This is a genomic window from Pedococcus sp. KACC 23699 (assembly GCF_045348425.1).
GTDB lineage: Bacteria > Actinomycetota > Actinomycetes > Actinomycetales > Dermatophilaceae > Pedococcus.
Genome location: NZ_CP157483.1, coordinates 3,825,883 through 3,844,283 on the forward strand (window position 1 = coordinate 3,825,883; position 18,401 = coordinate 3,844,283).

Sequence of the window (18,401 nt, forward strand, 5' to 3'; positions counted from 1 at the left end):
TCCCGATCAGCCAGGACCATCAGCCACGACCATCAGCCAGGACCATCAGCCACGACCATCAGCCACGACCACCGGGCAGGACGGCCAGGCAGGCACGGGCGATCTCCAGCTCCTCGTCGGTCGGGACCACCCAGGCGGCGACACTGCTGTCGTCCGTCGTCACCCGCCGCTCGGGCTCGCCGTCGGCGTTCGCCGCTGCGTCCAGCTCGACGCCGAGCACCCCGAGGCCGTCCAGCACCCCGGCACGGACGGAGACGCTGTTCTCGCCGATGCCGCCGGTGAAGGCGATGGCGTCGACGCGCCCCAGCGCCACGGCATACGCGCCCACGTACTTGCGCAGCCGGTAGACCATCACCGCGAACGCCAGCTCGGCGCCGGCGTCGCCACTGCGGCGGCGTTGCTCGAGTTCGCGCAGGTCGGAGGTCCCAGCCAGGGCGAGCAGCCCGCTGCGCGTGTTCAGCGCCTCGTCGTATGCGGCGGCGTCGAGGTTCGCGACGCGCGCCAGGTAGGCGCCCATGGCCGGGTCGACGTCGCCGGAGCGCGTCCCCATGACGAGCCCCTCGAGCGGGGACAGCCCCATCGAGGTGTCGATGCTGCGTCCGCCCTGCACGGCGCAGGCGCTGGCGCCGTTGCCGAGGTGCAGCACGATGACGTTGCACTCCTGCGGGCTGCGGTGCAGCAGCTCGGCGGTGCGGCGTGAGACGTAGCGGTGCGAGGTGCCGTGAAAGCCGTAGCGGCGCACCTGGTGCTGCTCGCGCCAGGGTGCGGGCACGGCGTAGGTGAACGCCTCCCGGGGCAGCGTCTGGTGGAAGGCGGTGTCGAACACCGCGACCTGGGGGACACCGGGGAAGGACTCGCGGGCGCTGCGGATGCCTTGGAGGTTGGCCGGGTTGTGCAGCGGTGCGAGCGGGACGAGCTCCACGATGGCCGCGAACACGTCGTCGTCGACGACCACCGGCTCGCTGAAGTGCGGGCCGCCGTGGACCACCCGGTGGCCGACCGCGAACAGCCCCAGCTCGTCGAGGTCCGGCCCGTGCTCGGCCAGGGCGGCCCGCCCCGCGGCGAGCGCAGCCCGGTGGTCGCGGCAGGTGACGTCCTCCTCGTGGGTGCCTGCGTCGGTGGTGTGCCGCAGCCGGCCGGGTCCCCCGATCCGCTCGACGATCCCGGTGGCCGCGGTGCGGCCCGAGACCGCGTCGACCACCTGGTACTTCAGCGACGACGAGCCGGAGTTGACGACCAGCACCCACTGGGGGTTCGCCATCAGGTGCCGGCCTGGATCGCCGTGATGGCGATGGTGTTGACGATGTCTCGCACGAGGGCCCCCCGGGACAGGTCGTTGACGGGCCGGTTGAGCCCCTGCAGGACCGGGCCGATCGCCACGGCCGAGGCGCTGCGCTGCACCGCCTTGTAGGTGTTGTTGCCGGTGTTGAGGTCCGGGAAGACGAGCACCGTGGCGCGTCCCGCCACCGGGCTGTCCTTGATCTTGGTCGCGGCGACGCCGAGGTCGACGGCGGCGTCGTACTGGATCGGGCCCTCGACGAGCAGCTCGGGAGCGCGCTCGTGCACCAGGGCGGTGGCGGTGCGGACCTTGTCTACGTCGGCGCCGGTGCCCGACTCCCCCGTCGAGTACGACAGCATCGCCACGCGCGGCTCGATGCCGAACCGCAGGGCGGTTCGGGCCGAGGAGATCGCGATGTCGGCGAGCTGCTCGGCGGTGGGGTCCGGGTTGACCGCGCAGTCGCCGTAGACCAGAACGCGGTCGGCGAGGCACATCAGGAACACGCTCGAGACGACCGAGACCTCCGGCGCGGTGCGGACGATCTCCAGAGCCGGGCGGATCGTGTGGGCGGTCGTCGTGATGCACCCGGCAACCATGCCGTCGGCCAGGCCCTGGTGGACCATCATGGTGCCGAAGTAGGAGGGGTCGACCACCCGGTCGCGGGCCTGGTCCACGGTCACGCCCTTGTGCGCCCGCAGCGCCGCGTACTCGGCGGCGAAGCCCTCACGCAGGTCGCTGGTCGTCGGGTCGATGACGGTCGCGGCGGAGACGTCCACCCCGAGCCGCGCGGCGTTGGCGCGGATCGACTCCGGGTTGCCGAGCAGGGTGAGTCTCGCGATGCCCCTGCCCAGGACGGTGTCGGCGGCCAGCAGGATCCGGTCCTCGGCGCCCTCGGGCAGCACGATGTGGGCGTGCGCGACCCGGGCGTCGTCGACCAACCGGTGCTCGAACATCAGCGGGGTCACGGTGCCCTCGCCCGCGGCACCCACCGGACCCAGCAGCGCTTCGGCGTCCAGGCCCCGCTCGACCATCGCCACCGCCGCCTCGAGCTTGCGGGTCGACTCGGGCGTGAGACGGCCGCGGGCGGCGCCCAGCAGCGTCGCGGTCGTCATGGTGCCGCCCTGGGTCGCGATGACCGGCAGCTCGACCTCCAGACCCTCGATGAGCCGCTGCACCTGTGGGGTCAGCGGGAACCCACCGTTGAGGACGATCCCGGACAGGGCGGGGAAGGTCCTGGACCGGTGCGCCAGCAGCACCCCGAGCACGACGTCCTCGCGGTCGCCCGGAACGATGACCACGCAGCCTTCGACGAGGCGGTCCAGGACGTGGGGCATCGTCATCGCCGCCACCAGCAGGCTGGTGCACTCGCGGTCCAACCACCCGGTGGAACCGTGCACCAGGTGGCCGGTGCAGGCATCCATGAGGTCCTTGACCGTGGGCGACCGCAACAGCGGGGTCTCGGGCAGCGCCTGCACGGGCACCCCGACCCGGGACGACACCGCGGATGCGGTCGCCTCCAGCAGGTCGGGGTCGACCCGGTTCGCGACGACCCCGGTCACGTGGGCGTGCGCGTCCCGTGCGGCGTTGGCGGCCATCTCGGCGGACGTGGCCACCTCTCCCGGGTCGTGCCCTTGGGCCGGGACCACGAGCAGCAGCCTCGAGCCGAGGTTGGCCGCGACCGCCGCGTTGACCGAGAACTCGGTGGGTGCCGCGACGTCGGTGTAGTCGGACCCGACGACGAGGACGACGTCATGGTCACGCGCGACCTCGTGGAACCGGTCGACGATCGTGCCCATGGCGCGCTCCGGTGAAGCGTGCAGGTCGTCGTACGTGACGCCGCAGGCCTGCTCCACCGTCTGGTCGCCGGGCAGCTGGGAGAGCAGGGTCAGCAGGAGCACGTCGGGCGCCGAGGCCCGCACGATCGGACGGAACACCCCGACCCGCCCGGTGCGGCGGCTGAGCTGGTCGAGCAGCCCGACCGCCACGGCGGACTTGCCGGACTGGGCTTCGGTGCCGGCGATGTAGATGCTCGTGACCACGGGGTCGAAACTACCCGCCGGCACCGTCCGTCGCCCCGACGTCGCCCGGGCGCGTCCACGTCCAGTCGGCGATGTCCGGCATGTCCGCGAGGTGCTCGCGGATCCAGATCTTGTGCTCGGCGAGCCGGTCGTCGCACAGCTGGGTCAGGTGGTCCCAGCCGTCGGGTCGCCGGTCGGCACGTCGCAGCACCTCCTTCGCCAGGTGGTACCGGCTCATGCCGTTGAGGACGACCATGTCGAACGGCGTCGTCGTGGTGCCCTGCTCGTTGAACCCGCGGACGTGGAAGCGCCCGGGGTTGCTGCGGCCGTGGACGAGCTGGTGGACTGCGCGCGGGTAGCCGTGGAACGCGAAGACCACGTGCTTGTCACGCGTGAACAGGTCGTCGAACTGCGTGTCCGAGAACCCGTGCGGGTGGTCGTTCTCCGGAAGGAGCGCCATCAGGTCGACGACGTTGACGAATCGCACCCGCAGGTCCGGCACGTGCTCTAGCAGCAGCTCCGCGGCGGCGAGCGCCTCCTGGGTGGGGACGTCCCCGGCGCACGCGAGGACGATGTCGGGCTGCTCGTCGGCCGGGCCCGTGCTCGCCCACTCCCAGACGCCGGCACCCGCGGCGCAGTGGCGGTGCGCCTCCTCGAGCGAGAGGTACTGCAGGTGCTTCTGCTTGTCCACGACGATGAGGTTGACGTGGTTGGTGCTGCGCAGGCAGTGGTCGGTGACCGACAGGGCCGTGTTGGCGTCCGGGGGGAACCACACCCGCATGACGTCCGGGGCGAGCGGGATGAGGCAGTCGATGAGGCCGGGGCCCTGGTGGGAGAACCCGTTGTGGTCGTTGCGCCAGCACGTCGACGTCAACAACACGTTGAGGGAGGAGACGTCGGCCCGCCAAGGAAGGTCCTTCGCGTGCTGGAGCCACTTGGCGTGCTGGACCGCCATCGACGCCGACACCATCGCGAACGCCTCGTACGTCGCGAAGACACCGTGTCGCCCGCTGAGCAGGTAGCCCTCGAGCCAGCCCTGGCACAGGTGCTCGCTCAGCACCTCCATGACGCGGCCGTCCGGTCCGAGGTGGTCGTCGGTGGGCAGCAGCGGACCCATGAAGCACCGGTCGGTCACGTCGAACACCGACTGCAGCCGGTTGCTCGCGGTCTCGTCCGGGGAGAACAGCCGGAAGGTGCCGCCGCCGTCGGGGCGCGCCGTCGCGGCATACAGGTCACGCATGAGACCACCGGACGGCAGCGTGTTCTCGACCCAGGTCGCCCCCCGCGAATCGACGGGCACCTCGTGGGTGGCGAGGTCGACGGGCGGCAGCGGGGTGCGCAGCAGCCCCCCGTTGGCGTATGGCGTGGCCGACATCCGCAGCCGGCCCTCGGGCGCGAGCGCGCGCAGCTCGGGGTCGAGGCGGCCCTCGGCGTCGAACAGGTCGTCGGGTCGGTAGCTGCGCATCCACTGCTCGAGCAGCCGCAGGTGCTCGGGGTTGTCGGCGAGACCGGACAGGGGCACCTGGTGGGAGCGGTTGGTCCCCTGGACCTGGACGCCGTCCACGACGTCGGGGCCAGTCCACCCCTTGGGGGTCCGCAGGATGATCGCCGGCCAACGGTGGCGCACGGGCTCGCTCGGCCCCTCGCCGGCGCGAGCTGCGGCCCGGAGCGCACCGATCTGTTCGTGGGCGGCGGTCAGTGCCTCGAACAACGCGGGGAAGACCACCGCCGGGTCGTCCCCGGAGACGGTGACCGGGTCCCAGCCCTGGCTGCGCAGGTAGGCCTCGACGTCCTCGTCCTGCGCCCTCCCGAGCACCGTGGGCCCGGCGATCTTGTAGCCGTTGAGGTGCAGGATCGGCAGGACGGCACCGTCACGCCTGGGGTTGAGGAAGGTCGGCAGCCGCCACGACGCGCTCAGCGGACCGGTCTCCGCCTCACCGTCGCCGACGACGCAGGCCACGGTGAGGTCGGGGTGGTCGAACGCCGCGCCGGCCGCGTGGACGAGGGCGTACCCGAGCTCGCCGCCCTCGTGGATGCTCCCGGGCGTCTGCACGCTGACGTGGCTGGGGATCCCGCCCGGCGCCGAGAACTGCCGGAACAGGTCGCGTACCCCGTCGTGGTCGGCCGCGATGTGCGGGTAGATCTCGCTGTAGGTCCCCTCGAGCCATGCGGCCGCGACGAGGGCAGGTCCGCCGTGCCCCGGGCCGGTGACGTAGAGCCAGTCCGACCCGGTCCGGCGGATGAGCCGGTTGACCAGGGCGTAGACCATCGACAGGCCGGGGCTGGTCCCCCAGTGCCCGAGCAGCCGCGGCTTGGTGTGCTCCAGGCGCAGCGGTTCGCGCAGGAGGGCGTTGTCGCGCAGGTAGATCTGGCCGACGGTCAGGTAGTTCGCCGCGGCCCACCAGCGCAGGTCGAGCTCGAGCTCCTCAGCGGTGTAGCGGCGGGTGTCGGTCTCGGGGGCGGTCGTCGTCATGGCTCACGACACCATGGAAGGTCCTTCGTGCGACAGGACCTAGGACCCTGCTACTCCTCGAGCCGGCCCTCGAAGAGCGAGCGCACCGCGGCGTTCCCGCGCACGAGCTCGAGGGCGTAGGCCGCGTGGCCGGGCACGTAGCCGTTGCCCACGAGCATGCGCACGTCGGCCGCGACCCCCTCGGCCCCCAGCGCGGCCGCGGCGAAGTTGGTGGCCATGGAGAAGAAGATGATGGTGCCGCCCTGCGCGGTCGACAGGATCGCGGGCTGCTCGCACCCGGGCACGTCGACGCAGACGACGGTCACGTCGGCCGGTCCACCCGCCGCGGCGACGGCCTCGGACAGGCCCAGCGGGCTGCGGGCGTCGGCGACGACGACCTCGTCGGCCAGTCCGCTGGCCCGAAGCAGCTCGGCCTCCCGCTCGTGCGGCACCACACCGAGGGTCCGCGACGCACCGGCCTCGGCAGCAGCGGCCAGTGACAACGACCCGGACTTGCCGGCCCCTCCGAGGACGGCCACGACGGGGTTGACGCCGCGGGCTGCATACTCCCCCACCACCCGCGACACGAGCGCTGGTGCGCCGCACACGTCCATGACCATCAGGGCGAGGTCGGGACTGAGGTCGTCGGGCAGCTGGGCGGCGATGGACCGTCCGAAGAGGATGGCGTGCCCCTGGGCCGGCACCCGCTCGGAGCGGCCGTCCCACCGGGCCAACCCGTCGGTGACGACCAGGGGGGTGAGGGACAGAGAGACCAGCGTGGCGACGCGGTCACCGACGGACAGTCCGAGGGTCGACTCCGGACCGACCTCCTCGACCGTGCCGATGAGCATGCCGCCAGAACCCGTCACGGGGTTCTGCATCTTGCCGCGGGTGGCGACGATGTCGAGCACCTCGGCGCGGACCGCCTCGCCGTCGCCGCCGTGCTTCTCGGAGAGCTGACGGTAGGAGGCGGCGTCGAGGTTGAGCGTCTCGATGCTGATCCGCACCTCGTCGGGCCACAGCTGCGGCGACGCGTCGAGCTGCCGGGCCGCCTGGGGGAGGGAGGCGCCGACGGGGTCGAGGACGCGGTGCAGGCCGACCGGAGAGGACGGGGTCGAGCGGATGTCGGCAGCGACGGACACAGAATCTCCCTGAAAGAGCGACACGGGACGAAGATCTTGCGGTGAAGATGCACTGGGAGTGCAACCTGTCCCGTATCCTGCCACGCATGAGCACCTCGATCGAGCAGCCCTACGTCTACCGCCACCGCGAGCTGGTCGAGCCCGACTGGACCCGGTTCCCCGGCTGGCGGGACGTCACCGCCCAGGACTGGGCCAGCGCCCAGTGGCAGCGCGCGCACTGCATCAAGAACCTCAGGCAGCTGCGTGAGCTGATGGGCGACCTGCTCACCGAGGCGTTCTACGCCGACCTCGAGCGCGACCAGGCCGAGCGGGCGACGATGTCGATGCTCGTGCCCCCGCAGATGATGAACACCATGGTCAGCGAGCAGACCTGGGCCGACGGGTCCATGCCCTCCGCCGGCGTCGAGTTCACCCGTGCGTTCTACGCCGACCCGGTGCGCCGCTACATGCTCCCTGTCTTCTCCGACCGTCGCACCGACTGGCCGAGCCACCCCCACGCCACCCGCGACAGCCTGCACGAGCACGACATGTGGGCGGTCGAGGGCCTGACCCACCGCTACCCCACCAAGGTCCTCGCCGAGATGCTGCCGACCTGCCCGCAGTACTGCGGGCACTGCACCCGCATGGACCTCGTCGGCAACTCCACCGCCGTCATCGACAAGCTCAAGCTCACCGGCAAGCCGGTCGACCGGTATGCCGCGATGCTCGACTACCTGCAGCGCACCCCGCAGGTGCGCGACGTCGTCGTCTCCGGTGGCGACGTGGCCAACATGCCGTGGAAGAACCTCGAGGGGTTCCTCGACAAGCTGCTCGACGTCGAGAACATCCGCGACATCCGCCTGGCCACCAAGGCGCTCATGGGACTGCCGCAGCACTGGTTGCAGGGGGACGTCGTCGAGGGCGTGGCCCGCGTGTCCGCGAAGGCCCGCTCCCGCGGTGTCTCGCTCGCCATCCACACCCACGTCAACAGCGCCCAGTCGGTCACCCCGCTGGTCGCCGACGCGGCCAAGGCGATGCTGCAGGCCGGCGTCCGAGACGTCCGCAACCAGGGCGTCCTCATGCGCGGCGTCAACGACACGACCGAGCAGCTGCTCGACCTCTGCTTCGCGCTGCAGGACGACGCGATGATCACGCCGTACTACTTCTACATGTGCGACATGATCCCGTTCAGCGAGCACTGGCGCGTCTCGCTCGCCGAGGCCCAGCACCTGCAGCACTCGATGATGGGCTACCTGCCCGGGTTCGCGACCCCGCGCATCGTCTGCGACGTGCCCTTCGTCGGCAAGCGCTGGGTCCACCAGGTCGACAGCTACGACACCGAGCGCGGGATGTCGTTCTGGCGCAAGAACTACCGCACCTCGATCGAAGGTGCCGACACCGACGCCCTGTCCCGCGACTACGTCTACTACGACCCGATCTACACCCTCCCCGAGGCCGGCCAGCAGTGGTGGCGCGAGCAGGGTGACCACGAGGCTGCGCACGCCGTCGCCGTGGAGCAGGCCGCAGCGAGCCGTGAGGCGTCCGAGCGCGACATCGCCCTCGTCTGACCAACCCAGCACGTCCACAGCGCGTCGCCCTCCTGCCGTCCGGCGCGGGGGCGACGCGCTGTTGTGACGTGGCCGACGTGAGACATCGGTAGGCCGGGACGCGAGGCTTCGCTAGGTTGCTCCCGTGACTGCCATCGCCCTCCCCCGCAAGCGTGTCCTCGCCGACGTCATCCCGGGCGGCCTCGTCCGGGACGCCGTCCTCGTCCTCGGCGGCGCGGCCTTCGTCGGCCTGCTCGCCCAGTTCGCCATCCCGTTGTCCTTCACCCCCGTCCCGCTGACCCTGGGCACCTTCGCCGCCCTGCTCACCGGTGCAGCGCTCGGCTCCCTGCGTGGGCTGCTCAGCGTGGGCCTCTACATGGTGGCCGGCATGGCCGGAGTGCCGTGGTTCGCCGGTCACACCAGCGGCTTCGGCTTCCCGTCGTTCGGCTACGTCATCGGCTTCGTCGCCGCGGCGGCCCTGGTCGGCTCGCTCGCCCAGCGTGGCGCCGACCGCACCGTGGCACGGACCGCTGCGCTGATGGTGCTCGGCAACGTGGTCATCTACGCGATCGGCCTGCCCTACCTGATGGCCAGCACCGGGATGGATCTGCAGACCGGCCTCGCCAAGGGTGTCGTGCCCTTCCTCGCCGGTGACGCGATCAAGATCGCCATCGCCGCCGGCCTGCTCCCCGCAGCCTGGAAGCTCGTCCAGCGCGTCGAGCAGCGCTGACCCCGTCAACACACCGGACCCGGCCACACACGTTACGAGCTGCGCATGAGCGCCGGCGGGAAGCGTCGTGACACCGGTGCCGGAACCCCGGCGACCACGGCGTTGACCCGCCTCGGGGTGGCCTTCGGGGTCCACCCCTACGAGCACGACCCGGCCGCGGCCTCCTATGGACTGGAGGCCGCGGCCGCGCTGTCGGTGCCGCCCGGGCAGGTCTTCAAGACGCTGCTGGTGGAGGGCGCGCGCGGCCTGGCGGTCGGCATCGTCCCGGTCGACCGCAGCCTCGACCTCAAGGCCGTCGCAGCCGCGCTCGGGCTGAAGAAGGTCACGATGGCCGACCCGGCGGCCGCGGAACGCAGCACGGGCTACGTCGTCGGGGGCATCTCCCCCGTCGGCCAGAAGAAGGCGCTCCCCACAGTGCTGGACCAGAGCGCGACGGAGTTCGACGTCGTCTACGTCTCGGGCGGGCACCGCGGGCTCGACATCTCGCTGTCGCCCGCCGACCTCGTCACCGCCACCCGCGCCACCGTCGCCGCCATCGCCCGGTGAGTCGCCGAGCGTAGGGTGCACGAGGTGAGGCGACGATTCTGGGTGCCGTTGGCGCTGGCCACTACGGTCCTCCTCGCCGGCGCCGCGGCCGGTGCCAAGGCCATGTCTCCCGACGAACGCCTCATCACCGCACCGGGATACCGCGCAGCCCCCGGCTACGCCGAGAGCGGCCAGGCAGCCGCCGACACCCGCTGGGTCGCCGCCGGCATCGTGCCCGGGGCCGGCACGCACTGGAGTGACATGGCGCGCTGGGCCCTGGTCGACGTGAGGTCCCACCTCGAGGCGAACGGCACCGTCTCCGCCGGCCCGGGCGGCCCGTGGCACCACTTCTGGCCCCGCGACGGCTCGTTCGCCGCGGTCGCCCTCAGTCGCACCGGCCACAGCGCCGAAGCGGCCTCGGTGCTGGACCGTATGTCGCGCCTCGAGTTCGACCCGGCCGTGGGCTTCCGGGCGCGGTACGCGATGGACGGCGCGCCCCTGACCGACCGTGCCCGGCAGTCCGACGGCTGCGGCTGGGTGCTCTGGGCGATCACCGAGGTCCGTCGCGACGGTGGGGCGGGCGTCCCAACCTCCGCCGCCGAGCTGCGCGACCGCTGCGTGGCCACGCTGACCCGCCTCGTGGCCGGTGGCGACCGGTTGCCGCCGGCGTCCCCCGACTACTGGGAGGTCAAGGTCACGCGCACCACGCTCGGCACCGTGGCCCCGATGCTGGCCGGGTTGGCGGCCGCCGGGCGCGACTACGCCGTCACCGGCGACGACGCCGCGGCCCAGCGCGCCCGGACGACGGTCGAGAGGCTGGCAGCCACCGTGGCGCGGGAGATGGGTCCCGGCTACGAACGCTTCGGCGACGTGGGCGGCCTCGACGCCTCCACGCTCATGCTCCTGCCACCGTTCACGGCGCCGGGCGACCTGCCGACGCCCATGGTCCGCGCCGTCGAGGCCGCTGCGGTGCGCTACCAGCGCGAGGCGGCCCAGCCTGCCGGTGGGGTCGCCCCCGGGGTCGAGTGGCTCGACAACGGGGGCGCCTCATGGACCCCGCAGACCGCCCTGGTCGCCGTCACCGACGCCGCCGCCGGGCGCGACCTCGAGGCCGGCAGGCGCCTGGACTGGCTCGACGCCCACCGCACGGCATACGGGTCCCTGCCCGAGCGGGTCACCAGGAGCGGTGCGCCGGCCGGACCCGCGCCCCTGGTCTGGACCGCGAGCCTGGTCGTCCTGGCGCTGTCCGAGCTCGAGACTCCCGGCCCCTAGCTCCCACCCCTGGCTCTGACCCCTTGGCTCCCGGACTCCGAGGACCTGGCGGTGTGGGGCCTGGCACGCACGTGCATGCGCTCCCCCTGTGGCCCGAAGATGCTGAGCATCTCCACGGGTCGGCCGTCGGCGCAGCCGAACCAGTGCGGCACCCGCGTGTCGAACTCCGCCACCTCACCGGGACCGAGGACCACGTCGTGCTCGCCGAGGACGAGCCGCAGCTGGCCGTCGAGGACGTAGAGCCACTCGTAGCCCTCGTGGGTGCCCGGCTCCGGGACCGAACGTGAGGCCGGGCGGATGACGTGCTTGAAGGCGCGTACTCCCCCGGGTCGGTTGGTCAGCGGGACGATGGTGCCGCCGTAGGCCTGGATGGGCTTGGCGTGGACGCGCGGGTCACCGGTGGCGGGCGCGTCGACCAGCTCGTCGAGGGTGACGCCGTACACCCGAGCCAGCGGGAGCAGCAGCTCCAGGGTCGCTCGGCGACCACCGGACTCCAGGCGTGACAGGGTGCTGACCGACAACCCGGTCTCGTTGCCCACCTGCGCGAGCGTAAGGTCGCGCGCCGTCCGCAGGCGGCGCAGCCGGGGTCCGAGGTCGGCGAGGGGATCACTTGCCATGTCGGCAAAGTACCTTCTCGTTCGTGGGTGGCCCGCGCCATGCCGTCGAGCACTGCCATACCGCGGGCGTCCCGCCAGCCGACGACACACCGTCATCCGGCGGATCGCTCGTGAGCACGAACCCTCGACGAACGGGCCTGACCGTGTCGTCGGCCGGCCGTCACAGTGTGACGTGACCCGGAGGTGCCACCGACGGGACCTTTGCCGCTGCAGGTCCCATGGCCGTGGGTGTTCGTATAGATGGGTGATGACGCGGCGGTTCAACTCCCTCCAGGGCCTGGGTGTGACGACGGTCTCGGCGGTGCTGCTCCTCGCGGGATGCTCATCGGCAGGCCAGGGCGGCGGAGGGATGATGGGCAACGGCGCACGGTCGTCGGGCGGAGCGATGGGCGGCGCCCAGGGCTACCACTACTCGCGGCTGTCGTGTTCGGCGCCTGCGAGGTTGCCGGGCGCAACGGTCCAGGTCCGGCTCGCCGACATGGGTATGACGCGGATGATGGGTGGCGATGCGCCGATGGGCTCGCGGATGAGTCTGAGCGTGACGCCCCGTTCGGCGCCTGCAGGGTCGGTGTCCTTCGTCGCCAGCAACGTGGGCTGGCGGACACATGAGCTGGTGGTCATGCCGGTGGCGGGGCAGTCCGCTGCCGGTGAGCGTGTGCCGGGACCCGACGGCCGGATCGCCGAGGGGGGCAGCGCTGGTGAGGCGTCTGCGCCGTGCGCGGCCGGGTCGGGTGAGGGCATCACATCTGGTGCGGTTGGTTGGGTGACGCTGACCCTTGCGCCGGGTCGCTACGAGCTGGTGTGCAACCTCAAGAACCACTACGCGAACGGGATGCACGAAGAGTTCGACGTTCGCTGAGTGCCGACGCGAGGTGGGGCAGCGGGCGCGTCGAGCAGCCCGTGGAAGCACCCGGCAGGACCGGTGGCGCCGACACCGATCCCCCGGATGAGGCAGTCCGCCCGATGGGCTACTCCCAGGGAGTGGAGAGGACCACGGTGGTCCGGGTGGCGACGTTGGCGGCCGCCCGGACCCGGGCCAGCAGTCCCTCGAGGTCGCCGGGGGTGCGCACCCGGGCCTTGAGGATGTAGTTCTCCTCCCCCGCGACCGAGTGGCAGGCATCGAGCTCGCCGATGTCGCGCAGCCGGTCCGGGATGTCGTCGGGAGCGGCGGGGTCCAGGGGGGTGATGGAGATGAAGGCCGTGAGCGGCAGGTCGAGCGCCGCGTGGTCGACGATCGCGGTGTAGCCCTTGATCACGCCGCGCTCCTCGAGCCGCCGCACCCGCTGGTGGACGGCGGACGTCGAGAGCCCCATCGCCTTGCCGAGGTCGGTGTAGCTCATCCGACCGTCCGAGCGCAGCAGGGCGACGATGCGTCGATCGAGGTCTTCCACGGGGGCAGCCTACTGAGGCAGGACCCTCCGTGGTGGCAGCATGAGCGCATGACCTCCCCGCCGGCCGCACGCCTCATGCTGCTCGACTCCGCCTCCCTGTACTTCCGCGCCTTCTTCGGTGTGCCGGACCAGCGCAAGGACGACTCCGAGCCGCCGACGAACGCGATCCGCGGGTTCCTCGACATGATCGCCTCGCTCATCAACACCCACCAGCCCACCCACTTCGTCGCCTGCTGGGACAACGACTGGCGGCCTGCGTTCCGGGTCGACGCCATCCCCACCTACAAGGCGCACCGGCTGGTCGACGGGTCGATCGTCGAGGAGGAGTCACCCGAGCTCCTCACCCCGCAGGTGCCGGTGATCCGTGACGCCCTGCAGGCACTGGGCTTCCCGCGGCTCGGCGCCGACGGGTACGAGGCCGACGACGTCATCGGCACCCTCACCGCCCGGCACAAGGGCTCGATGGCGGTCGACGTGGTGACCGGTGACCGCGACCTGTTCCAGCTGGTCGACGATGCCGCGAACGTCCGCGTCATCTACACCGCCCGGGGCGGGGTCCGCGACCCCGACCTCGTCGACGAGGCCTTCCTGCAGACGAAGTATGCGGTCGCCAACGGACCTGCCTACGCCGACATGGCGGTCCTGCGCGGCGACACCAGCGACGGCCTGCCCGGGGTCGCCGGCATCGGTGAGAAGACCGCGGCCAAGCTGATCGAGAAGTACGGCACGCTCGTCGCCCTCCGCGCGGCCGTCGACAGCGGCGACCCCGAGATCAAGGGTGCCCAGCGGTCCCGCCTCGAGGCCGGCGCGGCCTACCTGGACGTGGCGCCGAAGGTCGTCCAGGTGGCACCGGACGCCCCCGTGGACGACGTCGACATGGCCCTGCCGACGCAGGTGGCGGACCCGGTCCTGATGAGCCGCGTGGCGAGCGAGTTCGGGGTCACCAGCTCGTTCAACCGCGTCCTGTCCGCCCTGCGCATCGACTGACCCCCGCTGGTCTGGCGGGTGGCCGGGAGCCCGGGTTACCCGGCCACCTCCCCGGTGGCGCGTCGGCGGAGCCAGACGTCGGCCAGGCTCGCGACCAGCGACAGCACCACCAGGCCGGTGGCCACCCTCAGCGAGAGCGCCGCCCCTGCCGACCCGCCATCCTTGGCCGCCGCGAAGAACACCGTCCCGATCAGGGCGATGCCAGCGGCGGTGCCGATGCGCTGGCCGGTCTGCAGGACGCCGCCGGCCGTCCCCGCCCGCTCGACGGGCACGTCGGCCAGGGTGAGGGTGATGTTCGGGGAGATCACCATCCCGCTGCCGAGGCCGGCGAGCAGGAGCGGCAGCGCGGCATACCAGCCGGTGCGGGGGCCCTCGACCGTCGACAGGACCACGTCGGTGGCGACCAGTCCCACCACGACCAGCACCAGGCCCCAGGTGACCAGCGAGCGGCCGAACCGCGTGACGAGGCGGCCTCCGACGGCGGACATCACGGCGGAGCCGGCGGCGAACGGTGTCACCGCGAGGCCGGCGAGCAGGGCCGAGTAGCCCAGGCCCTGCTGGAGGTAGATGGTCAGGACGAAGAAGATCCCGGTGAAGCCGGAGAAGTAGACGGTGGCGACGACCGCGCCGGAGGCGTACCCCGGCAGCTGGAAGAGGCGCAGGTCGACCAGCGGCGTGTGGCCGCGGGCGGTGTAGCGGCGCTCCCACAGCACGAAGACGGCCAGCAGGGCGGCGCCGGCGGCGGCGACCCATCCGGGGACGGAGGAGGAGCTCGAGCCGCGGCCGCTCTCGACGAGCGGCAGGAGCAGGGCGAGGACCCCGGCGCCGAGGAGCACCACGCCGACCGGGTCGAGGTCCTGGCGCTTGCGGGCACCCTCGCGCGGCTCGGCCGTGGGGATCCACCGCAGCGCGAGGACGACCGCTGCCACCGCCACGGGAAGGTTGACGAAGAAGATCCAGCGCCAGCCGGCGTCGGCGCCGAGCAGGCTGAGGATCACCCCACCCGCGATGGGTCCCACGGCCGTGGAGATGCCGATGGTGGCACCGAGCATCCCGAACGCCCTGGCCCGCTCCGAACCACGGAACAGCGTCTGGATCAGTCCGGACACCTGCGGGTTGAGCAGGCCGCCGCCGATGCCCTGGAGCAGGCGTGCGCCGATGAGCAGGGCACTGCTCGTCGCAAGGCCGCACAGCAGGCTGGAGACACCGAACACCACGACCCCGGCGATGAACATCCGCCGACGTCCGGTCGCGTCCCCGAGTCGTCCCGCGGGCACGAGGACGAGCCCGAACGTCAGGGCGTACCCGGACACCACCCACTGCAGGTCGCTCGGTGAGGCGGACAGGCCCTTCTCGATGCTGGGCAGGGCGACGTTGACGATGCTCACGTCGAGCAGGGTCATGAAACCGGCGACGAGGCAGACGGCCAGGGCCTTCCAGCGCCGGGGATCCGGCTGGTGCTGGTCGGCCGGGCGGTGGTCAGCCTGGCGGTCGTCGGCCTGGCGGTCGTCGCCGCGTGAGGTGGTGGCGGGGTGGGTCACCCACCCATCCTCACCCCGCGCGGACGACAGTGCCCTGTCGGGTCCCACCCGGCGGATCGTGGCCCGGTCTCAGTCCAGGCGGTCGGCCGCGACCACCCCGCGCATGACCGCGTCGATCGCCTTGCGAGCGGTCGTGCGCAGCTGCGGCTCCGGCGCCGCGTCCCCGATCTGGCCGAGCAGGTCGACGACCTGCTTGCACCGGCGGACGAAGTCACCGGCAGCCATGTCCTGGCCGCGCAGCACGTAGTCGAGCTTCTGGCCCGAGGCCCAGCGGTGCATCATCCACGCCATACCCGCGTCTGGCGCTCCGGTCAGCGGCAGCCCGAGGTCGCGCTCGCGGTCCTCGAGGACCGACCAGAGGCGGTTCATCTCGGCCACCGCCTCGGCGACGTCGTCGCCCGGCATCCGCGGTGACGGGTCGGCCTCGTCGCGCCGTGGCTCGTGGACGAGCACCGACACGATGGCCGCCAGCCCAGCCGGGTCGAGGCGCTTCCAGACGCCGAGGCGCAGGCACTCGGCCGCGAGGAGGTCCTTCTCCGTGTAGAGGCGCCGCAGGTTCTCCCCCTGCGGCGGGACCGTCGTGCCACCCTCGCCGAGGTAGCCCAGCTCGGTCAGCAGCTCGCAGATGCGGTCGAAGGTCCGCGCCACCGAGTTGGTGCGACCCTCGACCTTGCGCTGCAGCCCCACGGTCTCGCGCTTGAGGCGCCACCACCGCTCCGCCCAGCGGGCGTGGTCCTCGCGGTCGGGGCACTGGTGGCACGGGTGCGCCTTGAGCTGACGGCGCAGATCGGCGATCCGCTCGTCCTCCCCCGGCTGGGACTCGGTGCGACGCCGCGGCGGCGGGTCGTGCGGCACGGCGATGCGCAGCGACGTGGCCAGGTCGCGGCGCGCCTTGGGGCTCTTGGCGTTGAAGTGCGGTGGCACCTTGACGTGCGCGATGGCCTCGACCGGCTCGGGCACGTCGACGAGGGTGAGCTTGCGCAGCTGCTTGTCCTCGGTGACCACGGTCGGCGACGGTGCCTCGCCCCGGTAGGACCTGGACGGCTGCACGACGACGGCATACCCGGCGTTGCGACCCGACGGCACCTTGATGACGTCGCCGATGCGCAGGCCCTCGAGCGAGACGGCAGCCTCAGCACGCCTGCTCGCCGACCGCGCCTTGGCGCCGTCCTTCTCCAGGCGCGCGATCTCGTGGCGGATGCCGGCATACTCGTTGAAGTCGCCGAGGTGGCAGGCCATCCCCTCGGAGTAGCCCTCGAGGCCTTCCTCGTTGCGGCGCACGGCCCGGGCGATGCCGACGACGGCCCGGTCGGCCTGGAACTGGGCGAACGACGTCTCGAGGATCTCGCGGGCGGTCTCGCGCCCCACCTGGGCCACGAGGTTGACCGCCATGTTGTAGGTCGGCCGGAAGCTCGAGCGCAACGGGTAGGTGCGCGTCGAGGCCAGACCGGCGACCGAGAGCGGGTCCAGTCCGCGGTTCCACAGCACGAGGGCATGGCCCTCGATGTCGATGCCGCGTCTCCCCGCGCGTCCGGTCAGCTGCGTGTACTCCGCCGGGGTGATGTCCGCGTGGGTCTCGCCGTTGAACTTCACGAGCTTCTCGAGCACGACGGTGCGGGCCGGCATGTTGATGCCCAGGGCCAGCGTCTCCGTGGCGAAGACCGCACGGATCCGCCCGGCGGTGAAGAGCTCCTCGACGATCTCGCGAAACGTCGGGAGCATACCGGCGTGGTGGGCGGCGAACCCTCGGGACAGGCCCTCGACGAAGTCCCAGTAGCCGAGCACCCCCAGGTCCTCCTCCGCCAGGCCCTGGATGCGCTCCTCCACGGTCCGGCGGATGCGGTCGCCCTCGGCCTCGGTGATGAGGTGCACTCCGTCGCGCAGCAGCTGCTGGACGGCCCCTTCGCAGCCGACCCGGCTGAAGATGAAGGTGATCGCCGGCAGCAGTCCGTCGCGGTCGAGCCGGCTGACGACCTCCGAACGGGTCGCTCCCTCACCGGGACGTCCGCCGCCGCCAGGGCCGCCCCCGGAGCCGCCACGCGCCATACCTCGTCCGCCCGGACCACCACCGGGACCGCGGGGCGCGCCGCGACCGCGGTGGGGCAGTCGACCGCCGCCGTTGCCGGCGCGGCCCGAGTCGTCCCAGCGGCCACGTTGCTCGGTGGTGCGGATCGCCTGCAGCAGCTCAGGATTCACGCGGGTGGCGTCGGCGCCGGTGGTCGGGGCGGAGAGCTCGTCGACGAACAGGTCGTAGACGCCCTGGCCGACCATGACGTGCTGCCACAGCGGCACCGGGCGGTGCTCGGAGACGATCACCTCGTGGTTGCCACGCACCTCGGCCAGCCACGCCCCGAACTCCTCGGCGTTGCTCACCGTCGCCGACAGGGAGACCACCTGCACGTCCTCGGCGAGGTGGATGATGACCTCCTCCCACACCGCGCCCCGGAAGCGGTCGGCGAGGTAGTGCACCTCGTCCATGACCACGAAGCCGAGTCCGCGCAGGGTGGTCGAGCCGGCGTACATCATGTTGCGCAGCACCTCGGTGGTCATCACGACCACGGGCGCCTCACCGTTGATCGAGGAGTCACCCGTGAGGAGCCCGACGTTCGCCGCACCGTGGCGGCGCACGAGGTCGGCGTACTTCTGGTTGGACAGCGCCTTGATCGGGGTGGTGTAGAACGCCTTGCGACCGGTGGCCAGGGCCAGGTGGACGGCGAACTCGCCGACGATGGTCTTGCCCGCACCGGTGGGTGCTGCGACCAGGACGCCCTTGCCGGCCTCGACGGCGAGGCAGGCCCGCTCCTGGAAGTCGTCCAGGGGGAACTCGAGACCGGCCGTGAACTGGGCGAGCTGGGGGTTTCGGGCGGGCGAGCGCGCGGCGGAGGCAGCAAACCGCTCGGCAGGGGTCGACATGGTGCCGA

General features: G+C 72.0%; 14 protein-coding genes. 6 read left to right on the forward strand and 8 right to left on the reverse strand.

Features of this window, described 5'->3' with window-relative positions:
- Positions 1-58: 58 nt before the first annotated feature.
- Genes ABEG17_RS18005 through ABEG17_RS18020 form a run of 4 tightly spaced genes read right to left on the reverse strand, consistent with a single transcriptional unit; the run spans position 59 to position 6,891 of the window.
- Positions 59-1,261 carry an acetate/propionate family kinase gene (locus ABEG17_RS18005; protein ID WP_406830861.1) on the reverse strand — a complete coding sequence of 401 codons (1,203 nt, stop codon included), beginning with the start codon at positions 1,259-1,261 and terminating at the stop codon, positions 59-61.
- Positions 1,261-3,318, reverse strand: coding sequence for a phosphate acetyltransferase (gene pta, locus ABEG17_RS18010; RefSeq protein WP_406830862.1), 2,058 nt, complete (start codon positions 3,316-3,318; stop codon positions 1,261-1,263). Before pta ends, ABEG17_RS18005 begins: the two co-directional genes overlap by 1 nt.
- A 10-nt stretch (positions 3,319-3,328) precedes the next feature.
- Complete coding sequence (locus ABEG17_RS18015; RefSeq protein WP_406830863.1) at positions 3,329-5,770, reverse strand: phosphoketolase; 2,442 nt, start codon at positions 5,768-5,770, stop codon at positions 3,329-3,331.
- Between the two features lie 50 nt (positions 5,771-5,820).
- Positions 5,821-6,891: an L-erythro-3,5-diaminohexanoate dehydrogenase gene (locus ABEG17_RS18020; RefSeq protein ID WP_406830864.1), complete on the reverse strand. Its 1,071-nt coding sequence runs from the start codon at positions 6,889-6,891 to the stop codon at positions 5,821-5,823.
- An 86-nt stretch (positions 6,892-6,977) separates the two neighbouring features.
- Here ABEG17_RS18020 and ABEG17_RS18025 point away from each other — a divergent pair, with 86 nt between their 5' ends.
- The 4 genes from ABEG17_RS18025 to ABEG17_RS18040 all read left to right on the forward strand — a co-directional run bounded on the left by ABEG17_RS18025 (position 6,978) and on the right by ABEG17_RS18040 (position 10,944).
- On the forward strand, positions 6,978-8,438 hold the full coding sequence (locus ABEG17_RS18025; protein WP_406830865.1) for a KamA family radical SAM protein: 1,461 nt from the start codon (positions 6,978-6,980) through the stop codon (positions 8,436-8,438).
- 124 nt (positions 8,439-8,562) lie between these two features.
- Complete coding sequence (locus tag ABEG17_RS18030; RefSeq protein WP_406830866.1) at positions 8,563-9,147, forward strand: biotin transporter BioY; 585 nt, start codon at positions 8,563-8,565, stop codon at positions 9,145-9,147.
- Positions 9,148-9,192: 45 nt separating this feature from the next.
- Entirely contained in the window at positions 9,193-9,693 is a 501-nt protein-coding gene (gene ybaK / locus ABEG17_RS18035) for a Cys-tRNA(Pro) deacylase (protein ID WP_406830867.1), read from the forward strand.
- 24 nt (positions 9,694-9,717) lie between these two features.
- Positions 9,718-10,944: a glycoside hydrolase family 15 gene (locus ABEG17_RS18040; RefSeq protein ID WP_406830868.1), complete on the forward strand. Its 1,227-nt coding sequence runs from the start codon at positions 9,718-9,720 to the stop codon at positions 10,942-10,944.
- On the opposite strand, the gene ABEG17_RS18045 is transcribed toward ABEG17_RS18040, so the two are convergent.
- The gene (locus ABEG17_RS18045; RefSeq protein WP_406830869.1) at positions 10,941-11,561 is read right to left on the reverse strand and encodes a helix-turn-helix domain-containing protein; all 621 of its coding nucleotides are present in this window, start codon (positions 11,559-11,561) and stop codon (positions 10,941-10,943) included. The two genes, ABEG17_RS18040 and ABEG17_RS18045, sit on opposite strands and share 4 nt — an antisense overlap.
- A gap of 247 nt (positions 11,562-11,808) precedes the next feature.
- On the opposite strand from ABEG17_RS18045, the gene ABEG17_RS18050 reads away from it, so the two are divergent.
- Complete coding sequence (locus ABEG17_RS18050) at positions 11,809-12,420, forward strand: hypothetical protein (RefSeq protein WP_406830870.1); 612 nt, start codon at positions 11,809-11,811, stop codon at positions 12,418-12,420.
- A 109-nt stretch (positions 12,421-12,529) separates the two neighbouring features.
- On the opposite strand, the gene ABEG17_RS18055 is transcribed toward ABEG17_RS18050, so the two are convergent.
- Complete coding sequence (locus ABEG17_RS18055) at positions 12,530-12,952, reverse strand: Lrp/AsnC family transcriptional regulator (RefSeq protein WP_406830871.1); 423 nt, start codon at positions 12,950-12,952, stop codon at positions 12,530-12,532.
- Between the two features lie 48 nt (positions 12,953-13,000).
- Between ABEG17_RS18055 and ABEG17_RS18060 the strand changes: the two genes are divergently transcribed.
- Positions 13,001-13,939: a 5'-3' exonuclease H3TH domain-containing protein gene (locus ABEG17_RS18060; protein ID WP_406830872.1), complete on the forward strand. Its 939-nt coding sequence runs from the start codon at positions 13,001-13,003 to the stop codon at positions 13,937-13,939.
- Between the two features lie 35 nt (positions 13,940-13,974).
- Here the strand turns inward: ABEG17_RS18060 and ABEG17_RS18065 are convergent, their stop codons facing one another.
- Together ABEG17_RS18065 and ABEG17_RS18070 are read right to left on the reverse strand one after the other, a co-directional pair.
- Complete coding sequence (locus tag ABEG17_RS18065; protein WP_406830873.1) at positions 13,975-15,480, reverse strand: MFS transporter; 1,506 nt, start codon at positions 15,478-15,480, stop codon at positions 13,975-13,977.
- Positions 15,481-15,549: 69 nt separating this feature from the next.
- Positions 15,550-18,393, reverse strand: a complete 2,844-nt coding sequence (locus tag ABEG17_RS18070) for a DEAD/DEAH box helicase (protein ID WP_406830874.1) — start codon at positions 18,391-18,393, stop codon at positions 15,550-15,552.
- Positions 18,394-18,401 lie beyond the last annotated feature (8 nt).

Bases quoted from the DNA above. Each gene is read 5' to 3' on its own strand.
- ABEG17_RS18025 (WP_406830865.1), top strand. From the start codon at position 6,978: ATGAGCACCTCGATCGAGCAGCCCTACGTCTACCGCCACCGCGAGCTG.
- ABEG17_RS18015 (WP_406830863.1), bottom strand. From the start codon at position 5,770: ATGACGACGACCGCCCCCGAGACCGACACCCGCCGCTACACCGCTGAG.
- ABEG17_RS18050 (WP_406830870.1), top strand. From the start codon at position 11,809: ATGACGCGGCGGTTCAACTCCCTCCAGGGCCTGGGTGTGACGACGGTC.
- ABEG17_RS18045 (WP_406830869.1), bottom strand. From the start codon at position 11,561: ATGGCAAGTGATCCCCTCGCCGACCTCGGACCCCGGCTGCGCCGCCTG.
- ABEG17_RS18070 (WP_406830874.1), bottom strand. From the start codon at position 18,393: ATGTCGACCCCTGCCGAGCGGTTTGCTGCCTCCGCCGCGCGCTCGCCC.
- ABEG17_RS18005 (WP_406830861.1), bottom strand. From the start codon at position 1,261: ATGGCGAACCCCCAGTGGGTGCTGGTCGTCAACTCCGGCTCGTCGTCG.
- ybaK (WP_406830867.1), top strand. From the start codon at position 9,193: ATGAGCGCCGGCGGGAAGCGTCGTGACACCGGTGCCGGAACCCCGGCG.
- ABEG17_RS18060 (WP_406830872.1), top strand. From the start codon at position 13,001: ATGACCTCCCCGCCGGCCGCACGCCTCATGCTGCTCGACTCCGCCTCC.